The organism is Alkalibacterium psychrotolerans (assembly GCF_054784355.1).
In genome coordinates this window covers 1-18,516 of record NZ_BAAGPH010000035.1, presented here as the reverse complement: position 1 = coordinate 18,516, position 18,516 = coordinate 1, and the positions used below count along the sequence as shown (strand labels likewise).

The 18,516-nt window shown below is 42.6% G+C and carries 18 protein-coding genes; 17 read left to right on the top strand and 1 reads right to left on the bottom strand.

Annotated elements, in window-relative coordinates; translation table 11 throughout:
* Positions 1-252: 252 nt before the first annotated feature.
* From ACYVLS_RS06570 to ACYVLS_RS06495, 16 genes are all read left to right on the top strand, one after another.
* Positions 253-1,860 carry a CTP synthase gene (locus ACYVLS_RS06570; protein ID WP_460322681.1) on the top strand — a complete coding sequence of 536 codons (1,608 nt, stop codon included), beginning with the start codon at positions 253-255 and terminating at the stop codon, positions 1,858-1,860.
* Between the two features lie 160 nt (positions 1,861-2,020).
* On the top strand, positions 2,021-2,878 hold the full coding sequence (gene fba, locus ACYVLS_RS06565) for a class II fructose-1,6-bisphosphate aldolase (RefSeq protein ID WP_460322678.1): 858 nt from the start codon (positions 2,021-2,023) through the stop codon (positions 2,876-2,878).
* A gap of 171 nt (positions 2,879-3,049) precedes the next feature.
* Entirely contained in the window at positions 3,050-3,973 is a 924-nt protein-coding gene (locus tag ACYVLS_RS06560) for a nuclease-related domain-containing protein (protein ID WP_460322676.1), read from the top strand.
* Positions 3,974-4,580: 607 nt separating this feature from the next.
* Positions 4,581-5,645 (top strand): LLM class flavin-dependent oxidoreductase, encoded by a 1,065-nt coding sequence (locus tag ACYVLS_RS06555; protein ID WP_460322673.1) that lies wholly within the window; start codon positions 4,581-4,583, stop codon positions 5,643-5,645.
* 12 nt (positions 5,646-5,657) lie between these two features.
* The gene (locus ACYVLS_RS06550) at positions 5,658-6,224 is read left to right on the top strand and encodes an NADPH-dependent FMN reductase (RefSeq protein WP_460322670.1); all 567 of its coding nucleotides are present in this window, start codon (positions 5,658-5,660) and stop codon (positions 6,222-6,224) included.
* Between the two features lie 238 nt (positions 6,225-6,462).
* Positions 6,463-7,029, top strand: a complete 567-nt coding sequence (locus ACYVLS_RS06545) for a biotin transporter BioY (RefSeq protein ID WP_460322668.1) — start codon at positions 6,463-6,465, stop codon at positions 7,027-7,029.
* A gap of 51 nt (positions 7,030-7,080) precedes the next feature.
* Positions 7,081-8,358 carry a UDP-N-acetylglucosamine 1-carboxyvinyltransferase gene (locus ACYVLS_RS06540; protein WP_460322664.1) on the top strand — a complete coding sequence of 426 codons (1,278 nt, stop codon included), beginning with the start codon at positions 7,081-7,083 and terminating at the stop codon, positions 8,356-8,358.
* A gap of 12 nt (positions 8,359-8,370) precedes the next feature.
* On the top strand, positions 8,371-9,627 hold the full coding sequence (rho, locus tag ACYVLS_RS06535; protein ID WP_460322662.1) for a transcription termination factor Rho: 1,257 nt from the start codon (positions 8,371-8,373) through the stop codon (positions 9,625-9,627).
* Positions 9,628-9,811: 184 nt separating this feature from the next.
* Positions 9,812-10,060, top strand: coding sequence for a type B 50S ribosomal protein L31 (locus ACYVLS_RS06530; protein WP_460322659.1), 249 nt, complete (start codon positions 9,812-9,814; stop codon positions 10,058-10,060).
* Between the two features lie 159 nt (positions 10,061-10,219).
* The gene (locus tag ACYVLS_RS06525; protein WP_460322656.1) at positions 10,220-11,275 is read left to right on the top strand and encodes a D-alanine--D-alanine ligase family protein; all 1,056 of its coding nucleotides are present in this window, start codon (positions 10,220-10,222) and stop codon (positions 11,273-11,275) included.
* A gap of 33 nt (positions 11,276-11,308) precedes the next feature.
* A complete protein-coding gene (locus ACYVLS_RS06520) occupies positions 11,309-12,703 on the top strand; it encodes a UDP-N-acetylmuramoyl-tripeptide--D-alanyl-D-alanine ligase (protein ID WP_460322654.1) in 1,395 nt (464 codons plus the stop codon).
* A gap of 322 nt (positions 12,704-13,025) precedes the next feature.
* Entirely contained in the window at positions 13,026-14,495 is a 1,470-nt protein-coding gene (locus tag ACYVLS_RS06515; protein WP_460322652.1) for a DEAD/DEAH box helicase, read from the top strand.
* Positions 14,496-14,672: 177 nt separating this feature from the next.
* Positions 14,673-15,023 (top strand): holo-ACP synthase, encoded by a 351-nt coding sequence (gene acpS, locus ACYVLS_RS06510; RefSeq protein WP_460322650.1) that lies wholly within the window; start codon positions 14,673-14,675, stop codon positions 15,021-15,023.
* Positions 15,024-15,232: 209 nt separating this feature from the next.
* A complete protein-coding gene (locus ACYVLS_RS06505; RefSeq protein WP_460322648.1) occupies positions 15,233-15,484 on the top strand; it encodes a hypothetical protein in 252 nt (83 codons plus the stop codon).
* Positions 15,485-15,554: 70 nt separating this feature from the next.
* The gene (locus ACYVLS_RS06500; protein ID WP_228588290.1) at positions 15,555-15,911 is read left to right on the top strand and encodes a type II toxin-antitoxin system PemK/MazF family toxin; all 357 of its coding nucleotides are present in this window, start codon (positions 15,555-15,557) and stop codon (positions 15,909-15,911) included.
* A gap of 161 nt (positions 15,912-16,072) precedes the next feature.
* Positions 16,073-16,567, top strand: a complete 495-nt coding sequence (locus ACYVLS_RS06495; RefSeq protein WP_460322645.1) for a QueT transporter family protein — start codon at positions 16,073-16,075, stop codon at positions 16,565-16,567.
* Positions 16,568-16,641: 74 nt separating this feature from the next.
* Here the strand turns inward: ACYVLS_RS06495 and cbpA are convergent, their stop codons facing one another.
* Positions 16,642-17,280: a cyclic di-AMP binding protein CbpA gene (gene cbpA, locus ACYVLS_RS06490; protein WP_460322642.1), complete on the bottom strand. Its 639-nt coding sequence runs from the start codon at positions 17,278-17,280 to the stop codon at positions 16,642-16,644.
* 123 nt (positions 17,281-17,403) lie between these two features.
* Here cbpA and ACYVLS_RS06485 point away from each other — a divergent pair, with 123 nt between their 5' ends.
* Complete coding sequence (locus ACYVLS_RS06485) at positions 17,404-18,120, top strand: O-methyltransferase (protein ID WP_460322640.1); 717 nt, start codon at positions 17,404-17,406, stop codon at positions 18,118-18,120.
* The last annotated feature ends 396 nt before the right edge of the window (positions 18,121-18,516 follow it).

Below are 18,516 nucleotides of genomic sequence, written 5' to 3'. Positions count from 1 at the left end.
AAGTGAATCCTTCAAGAGCGGGAAGTTGAAACAGGAATTAAAACAATTGTTTTTTTCAGTGATTTTTTCTTGACTAGCGAGATGGGAATCTTTAAACTATTCATTGGGCACCCTACGTCGATTTTTATCAGGCGAGAGGGTCAGAAGCAGAGTAAACAACCAATACGCTCCCTATTCTATTGATTTAGAATAGGGAGTTTTCTGTTTTATGAGCAGACTGTTTTCCCATAATAAAAAGTGGAGGGACATAAAATGACAAAGTATATATTTGTAACAGGTGGCGTTGTATCATCAATCGGAAAAGGGATTGCTGCCGCTTCGCTTGGACGACTGCTGAAGAACAGAGGTTTGAAAGTAACGATCCAGAAGTTTGATCCGTATATTAACGTGGACCCGGGAACAATGAGTCCGTATCAGCACGGAGAAGTATTTGTGACGGACGACGGGGCAGAAACAGACTTGGACTTAGGCCACTACGAGCGTTTCATTGATATTAACTTGAATCAGTTTTCCAACGTCACGACCGGAAAAGTCTACTCGGAAGTCATCAACAAAGAACGCCGCGGGGATTATTTAGGTGCAACCGTTCAAGTCATCCCGCACATTACAGACGAAATCAAGAAAAAAATCAGACGGGCCGCTCAGACAACAGATTCGGATGTCGTCATTACAGAAGTCGGCGGAACAGTTGGGGATATTGAATCTCTGCCGTTTCTAGAAGCCCTGCGCCAAATGAAGAGTGACGTTGGTGCGGATAACGTGATGTATCTGCATACAACGTTGATTCCTTATCTGAAAGCAGCCGGCGAAATGAAAACCAAACCGACTCAACACAGCGTTAAGGAACTCCGCAGTTTGGGGATTCAGCCGAATGTCCTGATTGTCCGCTCAGAATACCCGGTTGACCAGCATACAAAAGACAAGCTGGCGCTCTTTACAGATGTGGATTCCAAAGCGGTCATTGAATCGCTGGATGTGGAAACCCTCTATACCATTCCTTTGAACCTGCAAAAACAAGGACTGGATCAGATTGTAGTCGATCACTTGAAACTGGACGTACCGGAAGCAGACATGACAGAATGGAAGCAACTGGAAGAAAGAGTACTCAACTTGAAGAAAGATGTGCGTATTGCGATTGTCGGCAAATACGTTGAACTGCCGGATGCCTACCTGTCCGTTGTAGAAGCGCTGAAACATGCCGGTTATGCAGCTGATGCTGATGTAGCCATCAAATGGGTCAATGCTGAAACCCTTTCTCCAGAAGAAGTGGTCAGAGAACTGCAGGACGTTGATGGCGTTCTGGTGCCGGGAGGCTTTGGCGAACGCGGTCTGGAAGGCAAGATGCTGGCGATTCAGTATGCCAGAGAAAATAAGGTGCCGTTCTTCGGAATCTGCCTGGGCATGCAGCTGGCGGCTGTAGAATTTGCCAGAAACGTCGCCAAACTTGAGGATGCGGGTTCAGCTGAAGTGAACCCGGATGTAACGCATAATATCATTGACTTGATGCCGGACCAGAAAAATGTCACCGACATGGGCGGTACGTTGAGACTGGGGCTGTACCCGTGCCAGTTGCAGGAAGGCACAGTGACTGCCGCAGCCTACGACAATCAGGAAGTGGTCCAGGAACGACACCGCCACCGCTATGAATTTAACAATGAGTACCGTGAGCAGCTGGAGGAAAAAGGACTAATCTTTTCAGGTGTGTCACCGGACAACCGTTTAGTGGAAATCATTGAAGTGAAAGATCACCCTTACTTTGTCGGCTGTCAGTTCCATCCGGAATTCATTTCGCGTCCGAACCGTCCGCAGCCTTTGTTTAAAGCCTTTATAGAGAAGTCGCTTGAAAACAAAAGCAGCTAACTGGGCGGATGAATGAAAAGTTTATGAAAATAAACACAAATTCCGTCAGAAGATGATGAATATGACTAGTTTTATGGTGACGTTTTGTATATAATTGTAGATGAGACCGAGTGCGTATATCGGTTTAAAAAGTGCGCAAAATTTTGAGGAGGCTATATTTATGAGTCGTTTAGTAAGTATGACAGATATGTTGAACAAAGCTTTGGCTGAAAAATATGCAGTTGGGCAATTCAACATCAACAACCTGGAATGGACACAAGCCATTTTACAGGCAGCACAGGAAGAAAAATCTCCAGTTATCTTAGGTGTTTCTGAAGGAGCAGCTAAATACATGGGTGGATTCACTGTTGTTTCCGCAATGGTAAATGCATTACTGGAAGAAATGGACATTACTGTTCCTGTTGCATTGCACCTGGACCACGGTTCTTCTTTCGACAAATGTAAAGAAGCAATTGATGCTGGATTCTCTTCAGTTATGATTGACCACTCACACGACCCGATTGAAGATAACATTTCCTTCACTAAAAAAGTTGTTGAGTACGCTCACGCTAATGGTGCTTCAGTTGAAGCGGAAATCGGAACTGTCGGCGGAGAAGAAGACGGTGTTGTTGGTGGTGTTATGTACGCAGACAAAGAAGAGTGTAAGCGTATGGTAGACGAAGCTGGAATCGATGCATTAGCAGCGGCTTTAGGTTCTGTTCACGGCGACTACGATGGCGAGCCTAAACTTGGCTTCGACGAAATGAAAGAAATTTCTGACTTGACTGGTGCTCCATTAGTACTGCACGGTGGGTCAGGAATTCCAACTCACCAAATCGAAAAAGCAATCGAATACGGTCATACTAAAATTAACGTTAACACTGAGTTACAGCAAGTATGGACTCGACGCACACGTGAAGTCATTGCCAACAACGACAAAGTTTACGATCCACGTAAAATCATCGGACCTGGTAAAGAAAACATCACTGAAACAACTAAAGCTAAAATGAGAGAATTCGGTTCTTCAAACAAAGCTTAAGTTTAATATAAGTCATTAACATGGCACCTCTTTTGAGCGATTTATCGTTCTGAAGAGGTGTTTTTTTGCATTCAGATAATACTAATAATAGAACTAAGACTATTTCGTGACTTTCAGGATGATTTGACAATATAACTAATAGAAGAAAATAGGACTGAAGGAGCATGAAAGATGCAGATTGTTAAGTTACGGGAAGAACCACTACAGGTGCTGATTTTTAAAGCTATGGAAAAACGACTGCCCTTGTCATTTGAACAAAAACAGTCAAAGGCAAATAGAATAAAAGGTTTTGAAGGTGAAAAGAAGTTTGATGAAATGATTGAGAAGACTCTTCAAGGAGAAGGGGACGTATTGCATGATCTGCAGCTTATTGTAAAGGGAAACAAATTTCAGGTTGATTCTCTGATTATAACAGCAGACAAAGTGTATATGTATGAGGTCAAGAGTTACGCCGGTGATTATGTCATGAAGGGCGGCAATATTTATACATTAGCAGGTCAGGAAATTTCCAATCCCCTTACTCAGCTGAAGAGGAGCTCATCGCTGTTGCGCCAGTTGTTTCAGATTTGGGGTATGCATATGACTGTTGAAGCGAATATTATACTAGTGGATTCAACTTGCACAATTTACTGTGCCCAGCCGGAAGACCCGATTATTTTTCCGGGTCAAATCAGCAGTCACTTTAATCGTCTCAGTTCGCTGCATTCCAACGCTTCACAACTTTCCCAAAAAACTAATCAGCTTTCAGTCAAATTACTGGAAGTGCACGAAAGAGAAGCCGCCATTAACAGGAGAGTCTCTACATATAAATACGGAGATATGGCGAAAGGGCTCTTTTATGGGGAATGTGGTTCGGATGAAATGAAAATAACTCAGCGAAGTTCTTCGTGCAAAAGGTGTCATCACAGTATGTCAGTTACTGAGCTTGCATTAAAACAAATCGAAGAGTTTAAACTTCTTTTTCCTGAGAGCAAAGTAACAGTTGCCAAGATGTATGACTGGTGTGGCGAAAACATAAGAAGGAAGAGAATTCGGAGAATTCTCGTAGAGCACTATAAGAAGACCTCATCGTCAGTAGGAACGCATTATATTTAACCTCTTTAAACAGAAAACACCTAATTCTCTGATGCTACGTACAACTCAAACAGAAATCATGGTTGAGTTGGGTAGTCTGAGACGAGGCTACCCAACTGACGAGGTAGTTTCTCCGTGAGATGACCACCCTGAGGCCAGGCTACCCAACTGACGAGGTAGTTTCTCCGTGAGATGACCACCCTGAGGCCAGGCTACCCAACTGACGAGGTAGTTTCTCCGTGAGTCGACCATCCTGAGGCCAGGCTACCCAACTGACGAGCTGGCTTCTCCATGAGTCGACCATCCTGAGGCCAGGCTGCCTAACTGGTTGATGTCATGCCAGCTGAGTTGGCCCTCTTCGAGTTTAGTCAGCGCCAAACAAAGAATAAATCAAAAAGGAAGCGACGCTCGGGCGTCGCTTTTCCACTTTTCAATGCTTTAATGATAAAATTATGAAAATGCAACGAATTCGAAACAAAAGACTAACTTTTTGTTAGTGTCTAGTGTATACTGGGTAATTGAGTAAGGTTATCAGGCGCAGATAGGTAAACAGCAAACTTGTTCTCTATCTGTACTGGAGTAAGTAGAACCAGCCAACCCAAAAACTAGTATAAGGAAGAGTGAGTAGATGACTTTTAAAGACTACAGAATAGACCCAAGTAACGGACTGGAATTTGGCTTGTACACATTGGGGGATCACTTAGCAAATCCGCACACAGACAAGCGTATCCCGGCTCACCAGCGTCTGGAAGAAATTGTTGAGATGGCTAAACTGGCAGAAGAAGCAGGCATTGACTTAATCAGTGTGGGCGAAAGTCACCAGGAGTATTTCACGACGCAGGCCCATTCGGTGGTTTTATCGGCCATTGCTCAGGCAACCAAAAAAATGAAGGTCAGCAGCTCATCAACTATTTTAAGCACCTCGGATCCGGTCAGGGTGTTTGAAGACTTTGCAACGATTGACTTGCTGTCTAAAGGCCGGGCTGAAATAGTCGCCGGACGGGCATCACGAGTCGGGCTTTTTGAACTGCTCGGCTATGACTTAAGAGACTATGAAGAACTCTTTGAAGAAAAATTTGAACTGCTGCTTAAAATTAACCAGCAGGAAATAGTCAACTGGGAAGGCGAGTTCAGAAAACCTTTAGTAGATGCGCAGATTCTGCCCCGTCCTTATTCCGGCAAACTGCCAATCTGGCGTGCAGTCGGTGGAACGCCGGCCAGTGCCATAAAAGCAGCTTATCAGGGCGTTCCTATGTATCAGGCGATGCTGGGTGGTCCCGTGTCTGCATTCAAGCGTCCCATTGATGCCTACAGAGAAACGCTTGACAGTCTGGGACATAATTCTGAAGAATTTCCCGTTGCGACAGCCGGCTTTTTCTATGCGGCAGACACCAGTCAGCAGGCATTCAGAGAATACTACCCTCATATCAATGAAGGAATGAAACGGACAAATGGAAGAGGCTTCCCTAAGCAAGCATTTGCCCAAGGAAAGCATAAGGAAAACGTCATGAATGTCGGTAGTCCTGAAGAAATCATTGAAAAAATTCTCTATCAGCATGAACAGTTCAAGCATCAGCGCTATATTGCTCAGATGGATTTTGGCGGGGTGCCATTTGATAAAATCATGAAGAATATTGACCTCATCGGCGAAAAAATACTACCCGCAGTTAAAAAGCACACAGCTAAGAAATAGGAAGGTGACTCTATGTCTACAGTACTCATATCCGGTTCGACAGTCGGCTCCAAAACACGGACGGCCATGGAAGCGGTCAGAAAAACAATTGAAAAGAATTACCCTGAGGAAAAGATCACCCTGCTGGACTTGAGTGAATTTGATCTGGTCTTCAGTGATGGAAGAGATTACCGGGAGTATAAAGGGGATACGAAACAGGTAACGGAAACAATTATAGCCGCCGACACCCTTATTATTGGCACACCGATTTTCCAGGCGTCCATTCCCGGCTCACTGAAAAATGTCTTTGATTTGCTGCCGCAGGATGGTTTGAGAGATAAAGTAGCCAGTATTGTTGTGACAGCCGGGTCCGTCAAGCACTTTCTGATAGCTGAAACACAGCTGAAGCCCATTTTGTCTTACATGAAAGCACAGATTGTTCAGGATTATCTATTTATAGAAGAAAAAGATTTCTTCAGAAAAGAAATCATCAATGAGGATGTCCATTTCAGAATTGAGCGTCTAATTGAGAATACCTATCTGCTGTCAGAGACTTATCAAAAAATGGCACAGGAAAAAGAAGATGCCTACGACTTTTAAAAGTGAATAAATATATGCAGGAAATTCCTGATTTAGGGGTTTCCTGCATTTTTAATTACTAGTAAAATAGATTATGTATAATCATGAGATGTGATAAAAGTGTGTCAATTGCACTGTGCTCATAAAAACACACATTTGTTTATCCGAATTAGGATTGTATTGGATTAATGATTTGATTATACTGAAACTAGTTTGACAAATTATAGTTAATTAACTTAATGATAGAAGGTTTTATAGTATGAAGAGACTCTCTTCAAATGATTTGACTCAAGTTGCATTATCTGCAGCACTACTCGCTGCTTCATCATTAATCGTTATACCGGTTGGTGTGATTCCTATTACTCTGCAAGTGTTTTTCTTCTTTTTCCTTCCTGCGCTACTCGGTCCCTTTAAAGGAATAATGGTTGTTGCCCTTTATCTGTTTATGGGCTTAGTCGGCTTGCCGGTGTTTGCCGGTGGGACAGGTGGGCTGATGAGTGTACTGTCGCCGTCCTTTGGTTACCTGCTTGGTGCATTGGCTGTGGCCTGGATAGTAGGAAAAGCCTATCTGCAGAAGAGGAACTATCTTTATAAATCGGCAGCTATGGTGCTGTCACTTATTCTGCTGTATGCAGTGGGAATGACGTACCAGTATATGATGATGAATTATGTGATGAACACGCCATTTTCTCTGAGCAGTATTTTAACCATGAATTTAACCGTATTTCTACCCATCGACTTAGTAAAACTGGTTTTTGCCTTCAGCTTGTACGAAAGACTCAAAAAGTTGCCTTTCGCTCGCCGAATCGATAAACTAGTAACGTAAATGACTCTAATGAAATTAACCGACAAAGACATCAAAAGTGAGGATATAAAAATGACACAGAAATTAATTGTAAATGGTGGACATGATCTATCAGGTGAAGTGACGATTTCAGGTGCCAAGAACAGTACGGTTGCATTGATACCGGCGTCTATTCTGGCAGACAGCCCAGTTACTCTGGAAGGCGTGCCGAACATAGCAGACGTCCACTCCTTAATTGAAATACTTAATGACATGAACGTGAAGACAACATTCGAAGGCACTACGTTGACCATTGACCCGACAGAGATGGTATCTATACCTATGCCGACCGGGAAAATTAAAAGCTTGAGAGCCTCCTATTATTTCATGGGGGCACTGCTTACTAAGTTTGGTCAGGGAGTTGTTGGCTTGCCAGGGGGCTGTTTCCTTGGACCGCGTCCGATTGATCAGCACTTGAAAGGCTTCAGAGCGTTAGGTGCTTCTGTAGAGAATGAATTAGGCGCTATGTATCTGAAAACAGATGAAGACGGTCTTCAAGCTTCCCGTATCTACTTTGATGTAGTCTCTATTGGAGCGACTATTAATGTGATGCTTGCAGCAGTTAAAGCAAAAGGCCGAACTATTATCGAGAATGCGGCTCGTGAACCGGAAATCATTGATGTAGCGACATTATTGAATAACATGGGTGCTAAAGTAAGAGGCGCTGGAACAGATGTCATTCGTATTGACGGTGTAGAAGAGATGCACGGCTGCCGCCATACGGTTATCCCAGACCGTATCGAAGCGGGAACTTATTTAATTATGGCTGCGGCTAAAGGAAAAGATGTCATAATCCGCAATGTCATCGTTGAACACCTTGAAAGTATGATTGCGAAAATGGAAGAAATGGGCGTACCTATGGAGATAGGAGAAGACTATGTCCGTATTACCAAACCCGAAGCTCCTCTTAAAGGGGTGTCCATCAAGACGCTTCCTTACCCAGGCTTCGCGACCGACCTTCAGCAGCCTTTCACGCCACTGTTGATGATGGCAGAAGGTGAGTCAATGATAGTGGACACCATTTATCCTAAGCGCATCAAGCATATTCCGGAATTAAACCGTATGGGAGCAAAGGCGAGAGTTGAAAGTGATGTAATCTTAATAGAAGGCGGTACGCATTTGGAAGGCGCTGAAGTAAAAGCAAGCGACTTGAGAGCCGGAGCCTGCCTGGTTGTGGCCGGGCTGATTGCCGACGGACAGACTGAAATTGACGGTGTAGACAATATCTTAAGAGGATATGACCACATTGTAGAAAAACTGACTGCTCTTGGAGCGGATTTATACATGGAAGAGAGAGATGAACAGGGATAGGGGATTAGACGAGTGGCTAAATTTTTAACATTTAATGAGCTGAAAGATCTGACACTAAAAGAAATATATGAACACGCTAAACGCTTGAAGATTCCGTATTACAGTCAGATGAATAAAAAAGAGTTATCTCTGGCAGTTATTCGTGCTCAAGAAGAGAAGCAGGGCTATTTTCAAGTAAGTGGTGTTCTGGACAAAATCAGCACCCAGGATTTTGGTTTTCTGCGCCCGATAAATTATTCGCACAGTAATGAAGATATTTACATTTCCGCTTCTCAAATGACACGTTTTGGTTTGAGAAATGGAGATAAGATTACCGGAACAGCCCGTCCGCCTAAAGCGGGGGAACGCTATTACGGTTTGATGAATGTCCAGCTGGTGAACGGAAAAGATCCTGAAGAGGCAAGAGAACGCCCGCATTTCCCGGCGCTGACTCCTCTCTATCCGGATCGCAAAATCAATCTGGAGTCCAATGAGAATGCCTTGTCGGCTCGCATGATTGATTTGATTGCACCGATTGGCTTCGGACAGAGAGGATTGATTGTTGCGCCGCCGAAAGTCGGAAAGACAACCTTGCTGAAAGAAATCGCCAATGGGATTAAGGCCAATCATCCTGAAGTTGAACTGATTGTTCTGCTGATTGATGAGCGTCCGGAAGAAGTGACGGACCTGGAACGTAGTATTGACGGAGAAGTGGTTCATTCAACATTTGACCAGCAGCCGCAAAACCACGTAAAAGTAAGTGAACTGGTTCTTGAACGCGCACGGCGTTTAGTGGAAGACAAGCAGGATGTAGTTATCCTGATGGACAGCATCACCCGACTTGCACGAGCCTACAATTTAGTGGAGCAGCCGAGTGGGCGCACATTAAGCGGCGGGATTGATCCAGCTGCATTGTACAGACCTAAACGTTTCTTCGGTTCGGCTCGTAACGTTGAAGAAGGCGGAAGCATGACCATTGTCGCGACGGCACTCGTAGATACAGGAAGCCGCATGGATGATGTCATTTATGAAGAGTTTAAAGGGACCGGTAATATGGAGGTTCACCTGTCGAGAGAACTGGCAGAAAGACGTATTTATCCAGCTATCGATATTAAACGTTCAAGTACGCGTAAAGAAGAGATGCTGTTGACTAAGAAAGAACACGAGGCAGTTTACAAGCTGCGTCGCGGGATGCGCAATGATTCGCTTGAGTATACGGATCAGTTCATTAAAACACTGAGACGATATGGCAAAAATGAAGCATTTGTCGAAAAAGTGCTCAAACAGTAACACACGGCGGATAGAGTAAATTAACTGTTGCATCCGGAAAAAATCCATGCTATTATATGTAATGTTGCATATATAAAGAATTGGACAAGAAGAAGGCACTCAGTGTCAACAGACTGTCTATAATTGAAGGTTAAGAGAACTATGGAATCGCAAAGATTTCATGGCATGAAGGAGTGAAAAAGATATGAAACAAGGAATTCATCCAGAATATCGTCAAGTGGTGTTTATGGACACAACGACAGGATTTAAATTCATGTCAGGGTCTACTAAAACAGCCAGCGAAACAGTAGAATGGGAAGACGGAAACGAGTACCCACTTATCCGTATGGAAATCTCTTCAGATTCTCACCCGTTTTATACAGGTCGTCAGAAGTTTGCTCAAGCAGACGGACGTATCGATCGTTTCAACAAGAAATACAACTTGGGAGAATAATCGATTTAAAGCTCTGGTCTCCAGGGCTTTTTTTGATGCGCTTTTTTCGCCAGGCATAATAGAATAATAGTGTAGATTAATCAAAGTATGTTAAAATAGAATTGTATTTTGCATCACGCTTGTCTATAAAAATGGTTGGGTTAACTTAGGAGGAAACAGATGAAACTTTACTTAATTTACGGTGGAAAAAGTGCGGAGCATGAAGTCTCCATTAAATCAGCACATTCTATTTTGAACATAATTTATTATGAGCACTACACTGTTATACCTGTTTACATTACGAGAGAAGGCAAATGGTTCAGAGGGGAAGACATCAACCAGCTGGATGAAGTGGTCAGCTTTGATGAAATGAACGATGTAAAAGCCAAGACACCCTTTAACTTTATTGAAATGATGGAAGGAGAGTCTGTTGCATTTCCTGTACTTCATGGTCCAAATGGAGAAGACGGAACCGTTCAGGGCTTGTTTGAAGTCTTTGATATTCCTTACGTTGGCGCCGGTGTATTGGCCAGTGCAGTAGGCATGGACAAAATTATCAGCAAGAGTGTGTTCAAGGAAGCGGGACTGCCGATTCTTCCCTATAAAGAAGTCAGACTGACAGACTGGAGAGTGGATGCTGCGAAAGTGGTTGATGAACTCGCAGCTGAATTTGACTATCCGATGTATGTTAAGCCGGCAAATTTAGGTTCAAGTGTGGGTATTACCCGCGTACTGGACAAAGATAAACTGAAAGAAGCTGTTGATCTAGCTTTCGAATATGATCACCGAGTGGTCGTTGAAAAAAGCGTAAAAGCCCGAGAAATCGAAGTGGCCGTTTTAGGTAACGAAGATATTCACACATCCGTTCCGGGAGAGCTGGTGAAGAACAAACCATTCTATGCCTATGAAGATAAGTACTTGAATGAAGAAGTCTTCCGCCAGGTACCTTCTGATATTTCACCGGAATTAACGAAGAGATTAAGAGAACTCGCGGCGCAGGCGTTTCATGCAATCGATGGCAGTGGGGTATCACGCGCAGACTTTTTCCTGACGGAAGAGGGCGATGTTTACCTCAATGAAGTCAATACATTTCCTGGTTTCACAAAGACCAGTATGTACCCGAGAGTATGGGCAAAAACGGGCCTGCCTTACCAGGATTTAATTGAAGAAGTTATTCAGCTGGGAATCAGACGCCATAAAGACCGCCATGAAATCAGCACGCGACGCAATAAATAACCGTACAGTCAAGAAATGGAAATGGAGAGTATTATGCCAAGTTGGACATTAAAAGAAATTACAGAGGCCGTTAACGGCAAACTGCTGGCCGGAAAAGGCGACGAGACAATTAGAGGGGTATCATTCGACACACGTCTGCTGGAAGAAGGGGACTTGTTTATCCCTTTGACCGCTGAAAGAAATGGCCATGAATTTATTCAGGCTGCTATAGACAAGGGAGCTGCAGCCAGTCTGTGGAGCGACGAACTGACACATGCTCCAGGTGATTTTCCGCTGATTCAAGTAAGTGATACAGAGAAAGCCTTCCAGGATTTTGCTCGTTATTACTTGAAAAAAGTCGGGCCGAAAATTGTCGGTGTAACCGGAAGTAATGGAAAAACCACGACAAAAGATATGGTGGCGGCTGTTGCATCTGCTCGTTACCGTACCCATAAAACAGAAGGAAACTTCAATAATCACTTAGGTATGCCGCATACTATTTTAAGAATGCCGGCCGATACCGAAGTGCTTGTTCTCGAAATGGGTATGAGTGAGAGTGGCGAAATCAACCTGCTGTCGAACATGGCAGAACCGGATATCGCCATCATTACGATGATTGGTGAATCCCACATCGAATTTTTAGGCTCACGTGACGCCATATCTCAAGCGAAACTGGAAATAGTAGACGGGATGAAAAACGGAACGCTGATTTATCCGATTGACGAGCCCCTTTTACACGATAAAGTGACAGCTGGCTATGCAAAAGATACAGTTGGCCGCTTTCTAACTTTTGGTAAAACCGAAGAAGCAGACAAGTATGCTGTCGAAGCAAATTCAGAAGTCAGACATACCGTCTTCGCCACCAATAGTCAGCCTGATTTAGAATGCCGATTACCTATACCGGGAATTTATAATGTTCAGAATGCTCTGTCTGCGATTCTGGCTGGAGAAGTACTGGGCATTTCTCAGGAAGAAGCCTTTAACCAATTGGAAAACTTTCAGCTCACCAAAAATCGTCTGGAATGGGTAGATGGCATAAACGAAACGACTATTTTAAATGACGCCTACAATGCTAGCCCTTCTTCCATGAAGGCTGTTCTGAACTACTTTCAGAACATCGATTTGCCAGGGCGACGCGTTGTGGTACTGGGAGACGTTCTTGAATTAGGTGATCAGACTAAGGAGATGCACGAAAGTCTCAGTGAAGCCATTTCGCCTGAGAAAATTGATTTGCTTGTCTTATATGGAAAAGAAATGCAGGCGCTGGATGAAAAGCTGACGCCCAATATGTCTGAATCTCAACGGGTCCATTTTTCCGGTGACAAAACTGAGCTGACTGATTTTCTAAAAGCTAATCTTAAAGCAGAGGATACTGTACTGGTCAAGTCAAGCTTAAGTACAGGTCTGCTGGAAGTTGTGTCGGAGTTAAGTCACAGAGAAAACAGATAAAACGTATTCATTAAGTTATTCATGAAAACGAGTTGAAAACAAGCCGAGTACGTGATAAGATGACTTTTGGAATAAGCGATCCGTTCGTTTAGTGGATAATGTTTTTTATCCGTAGCTAATAATATAAAATTAAATACTGAGTCAAGTTAACTAATAACCCTGGTGTACCGGCATCGAATTCAAGTGACGTACGCTAGGGTCTTTGTATGAAAGAACAGAAACTGTTTTTTCATTTAGTTCTGTAGTTCTTCTGTTATGGAGTAACTCCCCCTTGGCTCGCAAACGAATTGACGCTAAGGAAAATAATAGGAGGAAACACTTTTTGAAATTTAGCGAATTAGATTTACTACCAGAACTACTCAAATCTGTACAGAACATGGGATTTGAAGAAACAACACCCATCCAGGAGCAGACTATCCCTCTAGCATTAGCAGGTAAAGATGTTATCGGGCAAGCTCAGACAGGAACAGGGAAAACAGCCGCATTCGGCTTACCAATGCTTCAGAAAATCGATGTCAAAAACCATAACGTTCAAGGTCTGGTTATTGCACCGACACGTGAATTGGCTATTCAAGTACAGGAAGAAATATTCCGTTTAAGCAAAGACAAGCGTGTTAAAGTAACATGTGTCTATGGTGGTGCGGATATCAGCCGTCAGATTAAGCAAATTAAAGGTGGCGCTCAGATTGTTGTTGGGACACCGGGTCGTATGCTAGACCATATTCGTCGTAAAACACTTAAGCTGAACCAAGTAGAAACACTTGTTTTAGATGAAGCAGACGAAATGCTTAACATGGGCTTCATTGATGATATCGAAACAATTATCAAAGAAGTACCTGCAGAACGTCAGACATTGCTGTTTTCAGCGACCATGCCTGGACCGATTAAGCGTATTGCCGAGCGATTCATGCACAGCCCTGAAACTGTACGCATCAAGACTAAAATGCTGACTGCTTCAACAATTGAACAGTTCTATACTAAAGCGAGAGATAATGAGAAGTTTGATATCATGACACGTCTGATTGACGTTCAGAATCCGAAATCAGCTATCATTTTCGGCCGTACAAAAAAACGTGTAGACGAACTGGCAAAAGGTCTGGAAATGCGCGGATACACTGCTGAAGGAATCCATGGAGACCTTTCACAGAGCAAGCGTATGAGTGTTCTGAAAGACTTCAAAAAAGGAAGCATCGACATTCTCGTTGCAACTGACGTAGCAGCTCGTGGTCTTGATGTTACAGGCCTGTCGCATGTGTATAACTACGATATCCCTCAAGATCCTGAAAGCTATGTGCACCGTATCGGCCGTACAGGCCGAGCAGGCGAAGAAGGCGTATCGGTAACCTTTGTGACACCGCATGAAATGGGTTACTTGCGTACCATTGAAAAACTGACTAACCAGCCGATGACGTCTCTTCGTCCACCAACAAGTGACGAAGCGCTTGAAAGCCAGCTGCAGACTGCTATGGAGGACATCCAGTCATTGATAGATAAAAACGGTCTGGACAAATATGAAGCTGCTGCTGAGAAATTACTCAGCTCTTATTCAGCTGAAGATTTAGCTGCTGCACTGGTCAAGTCGATTGTAAAAGATCCGACAGATGTACCTGTTAAAATTACCCCTCAACGTCCACTGCCAAACAAGGACAAGCGCCGTGGTGGCGGAGGTAAAGGCGGAAACCGTAACTATAAAGGTAAAGGTGGAAACCGCGGGAACTACAAAGGAAAAGGTCGTTCAAACGATAACAGAGGGAAAGGCCGCTCAGGAAGCCGTCGCCCTAGTAGCAAGTAAGCACAACTAAAAAGGTTAAACAGCCGTCACTCTCATCTTAAAAGGGTCTCCCTTTAAGAGAGGAGTGGCGGCTTTTTCCTGTTATTATGCGATATTAAATGACATTCAGTGGTGAATCTGGTAACATTATACAGTAGCTGACTGATTACACTTAAAAAGAGGAATTGAGGAAGAGAAATGATTGTTGGCGTCGGACTAGACGTTGTGGAAATTGAACGGATCAACAAAGCCTACATAAGAAAGCCGACTTTCTCGCAACGTGTGTTGACTGAGAAAGAACTGGAGATTTTTAACGCCTTAAAAGGAAGCAGACAAATCGAGTTTCTTGCGGGTCGTTTTTCAGCAAAAGAAGCCTTTTCTAAAGCACTCGGAACGGGCATAGGGAAGACGACGTTCTTGGACATAGAGATACTTCCAGATTCACGAGGAAAACCTGTTATTACGGTGGGTCCGTTCAGTGGTAACGCATGGGTTTCAATTTCTCATACTGACACACTTGCTATTGCTCAGGTTATTTTAGAAAAATAGTAACATAATCAGTGCTATTCTGATTTTTCGAGTCAAAGAATTGTCACAAAGTTGGGTATGATTCACAGTTTTTTCATGATAAACTAACAGAACAGGAATAAGAAGATACGTTTTCTTATGGCTAGGGTATTCATTGCAGCTTCTGACTCTGTTGGTATGGAAGCTGATTATTAGCTTTTACTGGTAATAATCTTTTGGAGGGCATATTCATGGAAGAGCAGCACAACAGGAAAATGGTAATCGAATTGGATCAGTCAGTTTACGAAGAGATAGAAGAGTATTGTTATGAGGAAAATATTAAGGAATCTGAATTATTATCTGAAATTTTTCAATGCTTTGTTCGTGACACAGTGAATAAAATGGACGCCATGAGGAAAGGATACACAGAAATGGGACGCATCAATCTGGAGATTTGCTCCGAATTTGATGACTGCGAGAGCGAAGCGCATACTCATATCTGAAAATAATTTTTATGTCGATTATGTCGAGATAATTATCTAATCCAAAAGGCTCCTTCGAGGAGGAAAGCCTATGGTTAAACGTGGAGATATATTCTATGCAGATTTATCCCCGGTTGTGGGATCAGAACAGGGGGGCATGCGCCCGGTATTAATTGTTCAAAATAATGTCGGGAATAAGTATAGCCCAACTGTTATTGTTGCCGCAATAACTACAAAGATCGAAAAAGGAAAAATGCCGACTCATGTCGAAGTAAGTGCCAAGCAAGGACTGGAAAAGAATTCTGTTATTCTGCTTGAGCAAATCAGAACTATTGATAAACAGCGTTTAAGAGACCAAGTTACCCAGCTTAACTCTGAAACAATGAACTTAGTTGATGAGGCGTTGGCAATAAGTGTTGGACTGTCCAACAAATACAAACATATTTAAAGTTTAATACTTAGTCAGAAGCAGACCTGTGCACTCCAAACGCAGGCCTGCTTTTTTATATTGAAAACAAATGAAAGAAATGGTACACTTACTCTCGTTGTTTTAATAGACCGTGGTTCGAAAGTGCCAACCCACGATATAAAAACTAGGAGGAAATGACAATGAAAACAAAACAATGGGTTTTGAATGCGATTATCGGGTCGCTTTACTTTGCGATTACAATGCTGATTGCGCCATTTGGATTTGGAGCAATCCAATTCCGACTGTCGGAAATGCTTAATCATCTGGCGGTCTTCAATAAAAAGTATGCTGTAGGAGTGACTGCCGGTGTAGTACTGACCAATCTGGTCTTTTCACCTTTCGGCTTATACGACTGGGTACTGGGAGTCGGACATACGATTGTATCCTTTGCAGTATTTTTCCTGCTTAGCAAATACGTTCAGTCACCTGTTAAAAAGATGCTGATTAATACTGTAGTCTTTTCAGTCTTCAGTTTTATGATTGCATTAATGCTGCTACTTATTGGAGCAGAGGAAGTCTTCTGGTTTACTTACCTGACAGTATTCTTAGGACAATTCCTGACGATGGGGATTGGTATCCCAATTGTTCAAGCGCTGGATAAAAAACTCGATTTCAATAAACGAATGGAAGCATAAGTAAATAAAAAATGCAGCATTCACTGTGTCTCTCACTTTAGGAGACGGTGAATGCTGCTTTTTTTGTAAGAGTATTAATCGTTGTGAAGGTCTTCAACTTGAACAACTTTGTAGCCTTTTTTGTCGAGTAATCGTGAAATTTCATCGACGGTTTTACGTGTCACACCCGGTTCCAGAGTCATAATCAAACGACGCAGCATGTTTTCTCTCTGAACATCTAAGGTGATACAGCTCATAATTGAACAGTGTCGGTTAATCAGTTTGGATATATTAGCCAAGTCACCTTTTTCACCAGGTGAAGCAATCGTCAGAACAAAACTTCCCTGATCAAGACTCCAGGACTGCTGAAGCAAATCAATCAGTGTGCTGTGAGTCAGGATACCGTAAAAATGATTGTTGTCATCCAGTACAGTGATGTAAGGCAAATCCTTAATCATGAAAAAGATTTTGAAGAAAGAAGAACTTAAGTGAACATACTTAGTCGCGTTCTTAAGTAGGTGAGTAACTGGAAGATTCATATCTCCTCCGTTAGCCTTATGACGGTAAATGTGCATCTTATATATGTTACCGCGGAAAATCTTACCACTTTTATCCAAAACGGGAACGCATCGGAAACCTGTTTCTTCTAATAGTTGAATGGCTTTTTCCAGCGTTGTTTCTTCTGAAATAGTGGTAACGCTGCTTTTTGGTACAGATAATTGTTTAATTAACATTTTAGTGTAGCTCCTTCTCATCTGAAATTTCGTGTTTTCACATTTTCATTATAACAGATTCGGCCTTGGTTAAGTAGAATATTCAGTGTAAAATATAGGAAATAATGGAAACGAGGAGAAAGTATGCATAAGTTAAATGAGATGATGGATCGGCCAGTTATCCACGAACGGGTAAGAGATTATTTAAGAAGCAATCAGAAACAACTGACGGGTCAGTTGCGAGAAATTGAAAAATGGGCAAATGACAACAGAGTGCCCGTCATTCCTCACGAAACAGTTGTGTTTTTCAAGTGGTTCCTGCCGATACTGCAGCCTGAACACGTACTGGAAGTCGGGACGGCAATTGGTTTTTCAGCGGCTTTAATAAGTGAAACTATAGGGGCTAAGGGACACGTTTCTACTATAGAGCGCAACCCGGACATGGTTGAGAAAGCAAAAGCCAATTTCAAGTCGCTTGGACTTGAAGACAAAGTAACATTGATGGAGGGCCAGGCGAATGAATGGCTTGAAAAAATTGAGACAGAATCCATGGACTTTATTTTTATGGACAGTGCTAAAGCGAAATACTACGATTTTTTCCCGGATTGCTACAGAATCCTGAAAAAAGGTGGGGTGCTGGCAGTGGATGATGTGCTGCAAGGGGGCACGATTCTGGATGACGAAAAAGATGTACCTAAAAGAAGACGAAAAATTCATAAGAAATTAAATGCTTTTTTAGATGTGATTCTTGATCATCCTGAGATTGATGCAACGATTCTTCCGATAGGAGACGGGCTGTTACTAGTCACTAAAAATGGAGAAGCGGACTTTGAGTTTATGCGCCCGGAAAAAGAGTCATAGAAAAAACCCGGCACAAAGGGATTTGTAATTTTTTTTAAATAAATGTTATAAAACTAGTTGACGTTTGAAGGGAAACTTGGTATATTTATATCCGTTGTTGATTAACAACACCGACGTTTTCTTTCAAAACAACTCGTTAAAAAATATAAAAAATATTTTAAAAACTTGTTGACATACAATTGAAAACAATGTAATATAGTAAGAGTTGACACAACACGTCAACAACAAACGAACGAGATAGATCTTTGAAAACTGAACAAAGTAGAAACAACCAAATGTGCAGGTGTCTTCGGTTCAATCTGATTGAATCAAGACAACACAACGAGTTAACACAGTTAACTCACAATTTTTAAATGAGCTTTTCAAACTTAAAACGAGAGTTTGATCCTGGCTCAG